Consider the following 405-nt stretch of genomic DNA (forward strand, 5'->3'; position numbering starts at 1 on the left):
TTTAAGGACAGTTCAGTATCAATATCTTTAGCGGTGTGGTTTATCAGATAATAATATTTACCAGTTGTTGTTTTCCTTCTGATAAACTGTAGTCCGCTATCGGTTAAAGTTTCTCTGTTAACGCCGATTGCATTTAATGCTTTTTGCACATCGTTAGCCAATAAAATCACTCCTGCCCCAACTTTAAACTGTTTAATACCATCTGCTCCGTCTGTAAAAATCAATTTAGCCAAGGTTGCTTTTAGCTGTGCTCTGCGGGTTTCCAGGTTGTTTAAACCTGGAACATCTTTAGGTAATGCCTGAAAAATGACTTTTGCTCCATTGCTGGCCAGTTTTATCATTTGATCTAGCGTTTCCGGGCTCATCATTTCACATTGCGGAACAATTAACACCTGATATGGCGCA

At 39.0% G+C, this 405-nt stretch carries 1 protein-coding gene; it reads right to left on the reverse strand.

What is annotated here, in order from left to right; translation table 11 throughout:
- On the reverse strand, positions 1–405 hold a 405-nt coding region (locus AC1DND_RS29545), incomplete at both ends, for a glycosyl hydrolase (RefSeq protein WP_477586612.1).

The sequence above is a fragment of the Pedobacter sp. 01N416 genome (assembly GCF_056399685.1).